Origin of the sequence: Pseudoclavibacter sp. RFBG4, from assembly GCF_002931515.1 — a bacterium.
GTDB lineage: Bacteria > Actinomycetota > Actinomycetes > Actinomycetales > Microbacteriaceae > Pseudoclavibacter.
The window spans coordinates 92,408-101,173 of the sequence record NZ_PSYC01000007.1 but is presented as its reverse complement, the minus strand read 5'-3'; the positions used below and the strand labels follow the sequence as shown (position 1 = coordinate 101,173).

The following is an 8,766-nucleotide window of genomic DNA, read 5'->3' as shown; positions in this document are numbered from 1 at the left end:
GGGATGGGGATGGTCCCGGAGACGCAAATGACGCGAGACATCTCGAAGATGTCTCGCGTCATGGTGTTCGTGGCGAGTGAGGGATTCGAACCCCCGAATGCTGAGCAGTCTGATTTACAGTCAGATCCCTTTGGCCGCTTGGGTAACTCGCCAGTGCACAGCGCGAAGCGCAAACGTGCAGGCTAGAGACTACCGACTTCCACCCGGTTTGTCGAAACGACCCGACGAACCGCCATGCTCGCGAGATTGTCGGCGGGCCTCGCTACCATGGACGGCATGGCAGATTCCTCGTTTGACGTCGTTAACAAGGTCGACAAGATGGAGGCGGACAACGCCGTCAACCAAGCGCAGAAGGAGCTCGAGACGCGCTACGACTTCAAGGGCGTTGGCGCCTCGGTCGATTGGTCTGGCGAGAAGCTCCTCCTCAAGGCTTCCAGTGAAGAGCGCGTGAAGGCGGTGCTCGATGTCCTGCAGACCAAGTTCATCAAGCGCGGCTTCTCGCTGAAGACGCTCGATGTCGGTGAGCCCTACGCCTCCGGCAAGGAGTACCGCATCGAGGCCTCCCTCAAGGAGGGCATCGACCAGCCGAGCGCGAAGAAGCTCACCAAGCTCATCCGCGACGAGGGCCCCAAGGGCGTCAAGGCGCAGATCCAGGGCGACGAGCTCCGCGTCTCCTCGAAGAGCCGCGACGACCTGCAGGCCACCATGGCTCTGCTCAAGGCCGCCGACGTCGAGGTCGACCTCCAGTTCGTCAACCGCCGATAGTGCCGCCCGGGGTCGCAGGCGGCCGCGCCGGCTACGACCCGAGCACGGCCGTCGGGGCGCTCATGCCGTGGTACCCGGAACTCGGTCTGACCGGGTTCTGGTTCGGGCTCGTCGCCACCATCTACGTGCTCATCATCGTCACGGCAGTGGTGGTCATCCCCCGCAATCGACGGCCGACGACGGCGCTCGCCTGGATCATCACGATCGTCCTCATCCCCTACGCCGGGGTGATCCTGTTCTTCCTGTTCGGCACCAACCAGCTGCCCACGAGGCGGAGACGCATGCAGGCGCAGGTCGACGGCATCATCCGCGACGCCACCGACCAGATCGCCCCGGCGGAGCGCGCCATCACGCACCCCTCCTGGTTCGAGCAGGTCACGAAGCTCGGTGAGCACCTCACCGCGATCCCCCTCGCCGACGGCAACCGCCTCGAGCTCCACGGCAGCTACAACCGCTCCATCAGGCGCATGGCTCGGGAGATCGACCAGGCGGAGAGCTACGTCAACGTGCTCTTCTACGCCATGAGCCACGACGACGCCACCGCCCCGTTCTTCGACGCCCTCGAACGCGCCGTGCAACGCGGCGTGAAGGTGCGGGTGCTGTTCGACCACATCGGCTCCATGCGGTACCGGGGCTACAAGAGGATGAAGCAGCGCCTCACCGAGATCGGCGCCGACTGGCACCGCATGCTCTCGCTGTACCCGTGGGAGGGCGGCATGCAGCGCGTCGACCTGCGCAACCACCGCAAGCTCCTCGTCGTCGACGGACGCACCGCCTACCTCGGCTCGCAGAACCTCATCTCCCGCGACTACCACCGTGGCCCCAAGCCCGGCACCGACGCCCTCAGATGGAAAGACCTCATGCTCCGCATGGAGGGCCCCATGGTGACGGGAGTCAACGCCGTCTTCATCTCCGACTGGTACGCCGAGACGGAGGAGCTGCTCACCGACGTCTTCGAGAACGACCCCGTCACCCCCGAGCCCGACGAAGCGGAAGCGGAGATCGAAGCGGGCGACCAGGAAGACGTCTTCCCCTGCCAGCTCGTGCCGAGTGGGCCAGGCTACGAGAACGAGAACAACCTCCGCCTCTTCAACCAGCTGCTCTACGCGGCCCGAGAGCGCATCGTCATCGTCAGCCCCTACTTCGTACCGGACGACTCGCTCATGTACGCCATCACGACGGCCGTGCAGCGAGGAGTGAGCGTCGAGCTCTTCGTCGGCGAGATCGCCGACCAGTTCTTCGTCTTCCACGCGCAGCGCTCCTACTACGAGGCGCTCCTCAGGGCCGGGGTGAAGATCATGCTGTACCGGCGCCCGTACATCCTCCACTCGAAGCACATCACCTTCGACGACTCCGTCACGCTCATCGGCTCCAGCAACATGGACATGCGCTCCTTCACGCTCAACGCCGAGCTCATGCTCATGGTGCACGGCGAGGAGTTCGTGAACCGGATGCGCGAGGTCGAGAACGGGTACCGGCAGCGCAGCTACGAGCTCACCCTCGACGAATGGCGGCAGCGACCGATCCTCACGCGCGCGCTCGACAACGTCGCCCGTCTGACGAGCGTCATCCAGTAGGAAACCACTCGAAAGGGTCTTCAGCCGACGGCGAGCTCCCCCAGTTTCGCGCCGCGGTCAGAACGACCAATGCGACGCGGCTCAACCGCCGGCTGAAGTCGGTGCCCCGGACCGTTTCAGGCCCGGGAATTTCTTCCGCTCTCTGCGCGTACTCCGAGCGTACGAGGTGAACCGTCATTCCGCGATGGGGAGAACTCCCCTGTTCGCCGACAGGGAGCCGAACCCCTATTCGCCGCGGGAAATGCGCGTCATCTCTTCGCGGTCAACGACCTTGATGCGCTCGCGACCAGCCGCCTCGCCGAGCGCGAGCTCGTGTGCATCCAGGCGGCGCCAACCCTCGAGATCAGTGAACCGCACATCACGTGATTCGAGAAGCTCGACGATGGAGGCCTCGCTCGGGTCGGCCGGAGTCCACCAGTTGCCCTGGTCGGCGACGAGGTGCGTGACGGTCTCGAGCGCATCCGACTTCGTGTGCCCGATGAGGCCGATGGGGCCGCGCTTGATCCACCCGGTCGCGTACATGCCGTTGACCTGCTGGTTGTCGTCGTCCCACACCTGACCCTCGTGGTTCGGGATGACGCCGTGGTGCTCGTCGAAGGGGACCCCGGGGAGCGGCGAGCCGAAGTACCCGATGGCCCGGTAGACGGCCTGCACCGGGTGCTCGATGAACTCGCCGGTGCCCCGCACGCCACCCTCGGCGTCGGGCTCCGTCCGCTCGATGCGGATCGCGCGCACGCGCTCTCCCTCTGGCCCCTCCTCGGTGAGCACCGCATCCGGCTTCGAGTAGAAGTGGAGGTGCAGGCGCCGCGATGCGGTGAGCTCGCGCTCGCCCCGCCACTTGCCCATGATCCGGCCGATGACCATGAGCTGCTTGTTGGTCTTCGCGAGCTCGGCCGCGGCTGGGTCACGATCGAAGTCGCCCTCGTCGACGATGATGTCGACGTCAGGGATCTCCCCCAGCTCGCGCAGCTCCAGGGGCGTGAACTTCACCTGCGCGGGCCCTCGACGCCCGAACACGTGCACATCGGTCACGGGGCTCGCCTCGAGCCCGTCGACGACGTTCTGCGGCACCTCGGTGGACAGGAGGTCCTTGGGGTGCTTCGCGAGCATGCGGGCCACGTCGAGCGCGACGTTGCCGTTCCCGATGACAGCGATCTCCCGCGCCTCGAGCGGCCAGGTGCGCGGCACGTCGGGGTGCCCGTCATACCAGTTCACGAAGTCGGCTGCACCGAAGCTGCCGTGGGCCTCGATGCCGGGGATGTCGAGGGAGGCGTCGCGGATGGCGCCGGTCGAGAAGATCACCGCGTGGTAATGCTGCTTGAGGTCGTCGAGCGTGATGTCCTTGCCGAACTCGACCCCACCGAAGACCCGCATGACACCCGACTCGAGCACCTCGCGGAGGGCGTTGATGATGCCCTTGATGCGGGGGTGGTCAGGGGCCACGCCATACCGGACGAGACCGTACGGCGCCGGCAGCTTGTCGAACAGGTCGATCGAGAGATCGAACTGCCGCTCCATCTTCTGCAGGATGTCTGCCGCGTAGATACCGGCTGGTCCTGCGCCGACGATGGCAAGGCGGAGCGTGGTCACATGTCCTCCAGAGAAGGGGTCAGGGGGTGAGCTGTCTCGCGAACGGCTCGGTCAGCGGTCGCGGCTGACGACCTCTGCGGCGAAGCGCTCGAGGGCGTTCTTCGCGGGGCCGGCCTTGACCGGCCGCAGCGCCTCGACGGCGAGCGTCACCCAGTTCTGGGCCTCGTCGACCGTCAACTGCGTCACGCGGTGCTCACGGAGCTCGCGGATGATGCCCGAGATCTCCTCCTCGCTCGCGCGAGTCTCCTCGGGCTGCTCGTTGACGCCGGCGACCCTGGACCGGATACGTTCCAGCAGGTCGCGGCTCACCTCGTCGGTCGCGGCCTGGCGCTCGAGCAGCAGCACGGGCAGCGTCTCGACGCCGGCTCGCAGATCCGTGCCGGCCAGCTTCCCCGTCGCGTCCGGGTTCTGCTGCAGGTCGATGACGTCGTCGGCGAGCTGGAAGGCGACGCCGACGCGCTCACCGTACTCGGCGAGCGCCGAGACGACGGACTCCGGTGCGCCGGACACGATCGCGCCGAACTGGGCTGCAGCGGAGATGAGCGAACCGGTCTTGTCCGCGAGGACCCCGACGTAGTGGTCGATGCGGTCCACATCCGCGGCCGGCCCCGTCGTCTCGCGCATCTGGCCGAGCACGAGCCGCTCGAAGATCGTCGCCTGCAGGCGCACGGCGCGCAGGCCGAGCTCCGAGAACAGGAGGCTCGAGCGGGCGAACAGCAGGTCGCCGGCGAGGATCGCGATGGAGTTGCCCCACTGCAGGTGCGCGGCGGCAACGCCTCGACGCAGCTCCGCCTCGTCCATGACGTCGTCGTGGTACAGCGAGGCGAGATGGGTGAGCTCGACCGCGGCAGCCGCGGTGATGACCTCGTCCGAACCGGGGGTGTCGCCGAACTGCGAGGCGAGCACGGTGAGCATGGGACGCAGGCGCTTGCCGCCGGCGTTGAGGAGGTATCGGGCGGTGACGTCGGCGATCTCGTCGGCGTACTGGACTTCGTCGCGGAGGCGGGTCTCGACCGCGGCCAATCCGGCGTCCAGGCGCTCGCGCAGCACGTCGGAGTTCGGACCGTCGAAGAGGTCGTCGGTTCCGCCCGGCACCACAGTGCTTCGCGCCTTCCGGCGCTGTTCGGTCTTGGGGAGCTCCACGCTCATGTCTCCTGGTGGTTCAGGTTCTCCGCTCGAGGGGTGCCCTCTGGCGAACTTGGTTGGGGGTTCAGGCCGGCGCCCTGCCGGGTTCCTGCTGGCTTGCTGCTCCCTAGCTCGGGACGCTGCCGGAGTCGGCGAGCGGGACGAATCCCTTGTGCAGGGCGACCACACCGGCGGTGAGGTTGCGGTACTTGACCCGCTCGAAGCCCGCCTCGCGCAGCCAGGACGCCAGCTCACGCTGTGCGGGCCAGGCGATGATCGACTCGTTCAGGTAGGTGTACGCCTCGGGGTCGCTGCTCACGAGCTTCACGATGGTCGGCATCGCGATCTGCATGTACGCGCGGTATCCCGTGCGGATGAGGGCCTGCGGCGGCGTGGAGAACTCGGCGATGACGAGGCGCCCGCCCGGCTTCGTGACGCGCAGCATCTCCTGGAGCGCGACCTTCGGCTGCTGCACGTTGCGCAGGCCGAAGCTCACCGTCGACGCGTCGAAGGTGTTGTCGTCGAAAGGAAGCTTGGTGGCGTCGCCCTGCACGAAGTCGATGTTCGGGTTCGCGCCATGGATGCGCTTGCCCTCCTCGATCATGCCCGCGGAGAAGTCGAGGGCGGTGACCTTGGCGCCCGCGTCGGCGAGGACCTTGCTGACCGTGCCCGTGCCCGCTGCGACGTCGAGGATCTTCTCGCCGGGCTGCGGGGCGATGGCGTGCCGCGTCTGCACGCGCCAACGCGCTGCGTTGCCCATGCTCAAGATGTCGTTCGTCTCGTCGTATTTCTTGGAAACACGGTCGAACATCGACGACACTTGCTCGGGTCGCTTGTTCAGGTCGGCTTTTGTCACCAGATCATCCTACGTTGCGGCGCACGTCTCGCCCTGGCCGTGTTCCAGTGGATTGCTGGGGATAGTCTTGCCGTCGTGCCAGCTGTGATCCTCCCCCGCCTGCGCGCACGGACGATCGAGGTCCCCGATCCGGGCGATCTCCTCCGTTTCGCGTCGTCGACCTCCCCCCTCGTGTGGCTTCGTCACGGCGATGGAGTCGTCGCGACGGGGAGCGCGTGGCGCGGCGAGTTCACAGGTGCGACGCGAATCCCGGACTCCGCCACAGCCTGGCGGGACGTCGTCGGGGCGGCCGAGATCGACGATGCCGCCCAGGTGACGGGCTCTGGCCTCATCGCGTTCGGCGCGTTCGCGTTCGCCGCCGAGTCGGGGGCGCGCAGCATCCTCGAGGTTCCCGAGCTCGTCGTGGGGCGTCGAGGTGCGCGGTGCTTCGTGACGGCGATCACCGCCGATGGCTCTGCCCCGGAGCCGCGCCTCCCCGACGTGGCACCTCTCGGCGACGTCGACGCCACGGCCACGCTCACGGACGGCCTGATGTCGGGCGACGAGCACCGACGCGCCATCGACCGTGCCCTCGACCTCATCCACACCGGTCACCTCTCGAAGGTCGTGCTGGCGCGCGAGCAGCTCGGCTCCCTCCCGGAGGGCGCCGACCGCCGCCGCCTGCTCGCGAGACTCGCCTCGGCGTACCCCGAGTGCTGGACCTACGCCGTCGACGGACTCACCGGGACGAGCCCGGAGACGCTCGTGCGTGTGCTCGAGCGGCAGGTCTCGGCGCGGGTGCTCGCCGGCACGGCACCCCGCGGCAGCGACGAGGAAGCAGACGCGCGGGCCGAGGCGAGGCTGCGGCACAGCGAGAAGAACCTGGCAGAGCACCGTTTCGCCGTCGAGAGCGCGCTCACCTCACTCGCGACCCTCGACACGCACGAGGACCCGGGCACGGGCCTGACGAGCAGCCGCGCCCCCTTCACGCTCAAGCTCCCGAACCTCTGGCATCTCGCGAGCGATATCCGCGGCACCCTGCCTGCGGGAGTGACGGTGCTCGATCTCGTGGATGCGCTCCACCCGACGGCGGCCGTCGGCGGCACCCCGACACCCACGGCCCTCGACGCGATCCTCGCCCTCGAGCCGTTCGACCGACAGCGCTATGCCGGCCCAGTGGGCTGGGTGGGCGCTGGTGGGGACGGCGAGTGGGCCGTCGCGCTGCGCGGTGCCGAGATCGACGCGAACGGGTCGATCACGGCGTACGCGGGCGGCGGCATCGTGGCGTCCTCGGACGCCTCGGACGAGTACCGGGAGACGCAGCTGAAGTTCCGACCCATCGTGGAAGCGCTCCGCGGCGACAGCGCCGACGGGCCGGACGAGGAGGACTCGCGATGACAGAGGCAGCCAACAGCAACGCGGCCCTCGGCCGCACGGATCTCCCTGAACTCGACCGCGCCGCGGCCGCCGCGATGTGGGACGCCTACCGCGCCGCCAACCCCGGTGCCGCCGATGCCGCCCCCGAGTACTCGGTCGAGAACTTCGGCGACAGCGTCGAACTCGCCGATGAGCTGCTTGCGCTGGTGACGCACGGACCGAAGCGCGCCACCGCGGCGCTCCTCGAGGAGTTCGCAGAGGAAGGCGAGCTGCTGCCCCGCATCGGCTCGCACTGGATCGCGTGCGATGGCCGAGGGACGCCCGTCGTCGTCATCCGCAGCACGGAGCTGCGCGTCGGCCCCTTCGACAGCGTCGACGAGGCCTTCGCCTACGACGAGGGTGAAGACGACCGGAGCCTCGAGAGCTGGCGCCGGGAGCACCAGCGCTATTGGGAACGCACCCGGGCCGCGGTCGGTCGCGAGTTCACGCCGCAGCACGAGGTCGTCTTCGAGCGGTTCGGCGTCGTCTGGCCGCCCGAGCTCGCAGACTGAGCTACGCGCTCTCGGCGAGACGCCGCTTCTCGGCCTCGACGTCGAAATCGGCGGCGGGCCACTGCAGGTCGAAGCCGCGCAGCGCATCGAGCAGGAGGCCCTTCACCACGAGGCGGGCGAACCACTTGCGATCGGCGGGCACGCAGTACCAGGGCGAGGTCTCCGTCGATGTGCGCTGCAACGCGATCTCGTAGGCCTCCTGGTACTGGTCCCAGAGCAGTCGCTCGTCGATGTCTCCCGGGTTGAACTTCCAGTGCTTGTCCGGGCGCTCGAGCCGCTCCGCGAGGCGCTCGCCCTGCTCTTGTTTCGAGATGTGCAGCATGACCTTGATGAGCTTCGTTCCGGATGCGGCGAGCTCGTTCTCGAAGTCGACGATGGCACCGTAGCGGCGCTCGATCTCCTCCGGCGGCGCGAATGAGCGGACCCGCTGGATGAGCACGTCCTCGTAGTGGGAGCGGTCGAAGACGCCGATCTTGCCGGCGGCGGGCAGCTGCTTGCGGACGCGCACGAGGAAGTCCTGCTCGCGTTCCTCGGCCGTCGGCGCCTTGAAGGAGGCGATCTGCACCCCCTGCGGGTCGACGCCCCCGATGACGTGACGCACGATTCCGCCCTTGCCGGACGTGTCCATGCCTTGCAGGAGCAGCAGCACGGACGGCGCTTCGAGACCCGCCCGCGAGTTCGCGAACATGCGCTCCTGGAGCTCCGCGATCTCGTCGTCGTGCTCGGTGAACAGGGTCGCGGCGTCGGCTTTCTTGCCGGTGAATCCAGGGGTCGAGCGGGGGTCGAGCGCACCCAGATCGAAGTTCTCATCGACGCGCAGCACTGCAGCGTCTTCGGTGGTGAAGTGAGGCATGAGAACAGGCTAACGCCACCCACCGACGCTATGCTCTGCTCGCGCGAACAGCTTTCGCGACGGAGCGGAAGCGGCGCCCAGCAGAGGAGAAGC

At 67.9% G+C, this 8,766-nt stretch carries 8 protein-coding genes and 1 tRNA gene; 4 read left to right on the top strand and 5 right to left on the bottom strand.

The features are described from left to right. Positions 1 to 70: 70 nt before the first annotated feature. Positions 71 to 152: transfer RNA gene (locus C5E10_RS02170), tRNA-Tyr, on the bottom strand. A 124-nt stretch (positions 153 to 276) separates the two neighbouring features. On the opposite strand from C5E10_RS02170, the gene C5E10_RS02165 reads away from it, so the two are divergent. Both C5E10_RS02165 and cls read left to right on the top strand, forming a co-directional pair. Then, positions 277 to 765, top strand: a complete 489-nt coding sequence (locus C5E10_RS02165; protein ID WP_104307651.1) for a YajQ family cyclic di-GMP-binding protein — start codon at positions 277 to 279, stop codon at positions 763 to 765. 62 nt (positions 766 to 827) lie between these two features. After that, on the top strand, positions 828 to 2,342 hold the full coding sequence (cls, locus tag C5E10_RS02160; RefSeq protein ID WP_104330239.1) for a cardiolipin synthase: 1,515 nt from the start codon (positions 828 to 830) through the stop codon (positions 2,340 to 2,342). Between the two features lie 225 nt (positions 2,343 to 2,567). Here cls and C5E10_RS02155 read toward each other — a convergent pair whose 3' ends face one another. The 3 genes from C5E10_RS02155 to C5E10_RS02145 form a co-directional block, all read right to left on the bottom strand. Beyond that, a complete protein-coding gene (locus tag C5E10_RS02155) occupies positions 2,568 to 3,932 on the bottom strand; it encodes an FAD-dependent oxidoreductase (RefSeq protein ID WP_104330229.1) in 1,365 nt (454 codons plus the stop codon). Between the two features lie 51 nt (positions 3,933 to 3,983). Beyond that, positions 3,984 to 5,081 carry a polyprenyl synthetase family protein gene (locus C5E10_RS02150; protein ID WP_104330228.1) on the bottom strand — a complete coding sequence of 366 codons (1,098 nt, stop codon included), beginning with the start codon at positions 5,079 to 5,081 and terminating at the stop codon, positions 3,984 to 3,986. 103 nt (positions 5,082 to 5,184) lie between these two features. Further along, positions 5,185 to 5,913, bottom strand: coding sequence for a class I SAM-dependent methyltransferase (locus tag C5E10_RS02145; protein WP_104243417.1), 729 nt, complete (start codon positions 5,911 to 5,913; stop codon positions 5,185 to 5,187). 75 nt (positions 5,914 to 5,988) lie between these two features. On the opposite strand from C5E10_RS02145, the gene C5E10_RS02140 reads away from it, so the two are divergent. After that, the gene (locus tag C5E10_RS02140; protein ID WP_308471701.1) at positions 5,989 to 7,290 is read left to right on the top strand and encodes an isochorismate synthase; all 1,302 of its coding nucleotides are present in this window, start codon (positions 5,989 to 5,991) and stop codon (positions 7,288 to 7,290) included. After that, complete coding sequence (locus tag C5E10_RS02135; protein WP_258070962.1) at positions 7,287 to 7,820, top strand: ASCH domain-containing protein; 534 nt, start codon at positions 7,287 to 7,289, stop codon at positions 7,818 to 7,820. The genes C5E10_RS02140 and C5E10_RS02135 overlap by 4 nt, the downstream gene beginning before the upstream one ends. A 1-nt stretch (position 7,821) precedes the next feature. Here the strand turns inward: C5E10_RS02135 and C5E10_RS02130 are convergent, their stop codons facing one another. Then, positions 7,822 to 8,673, bottom strand: coding sequence for a PPK2 family polyphosphate kinase (locus tag C5E10_RS02130; RefSeq protein WP_104330227.1), 852 nt, complete (start codon positions 8,671 to 8,673; stop codon positions 7,822 to 7,824). Positions 8,674 to 8,766: the final 93 nt, after the last annotated feature.

Coding starts and splice junctions, on each gene's coding strand:
- C5E10_RS02165 (WP_104307651.1), top strand. CDS start 277: ATGGCAGATTCCTCGTTTGACGTCGTTAACAAGGTCGACAAGATGGAG.
- cls (WP_104330239.1), top strand. CDS start 828: ATGCCGTGGTACCCGGAACTCGGTCTGACCGGGTTCTGGTTCGGGCTC.
- C5E10_RS02150 (WP_104330228.1), bottom strand. CDS start 5,081: ATGAGCGTGGAGCTCCCCAAGACCGAACAGCGCCGGAAGGCGCGAAGC.
- C5E10_RS02135 (WP_258070962.1), top strand. CDS start 7,287: ATGACAGAGGCAGCCAACAGCAACGCGGCCCTCGGCCGCACGGATCTC.
- C5E10_RS02130 (WP_104330227.1), bottom strand. CDS start 8,673: ATGCCTCACTTCACCACCGAAGACGCTGCAGTGCTGCGCGTCGATGAG.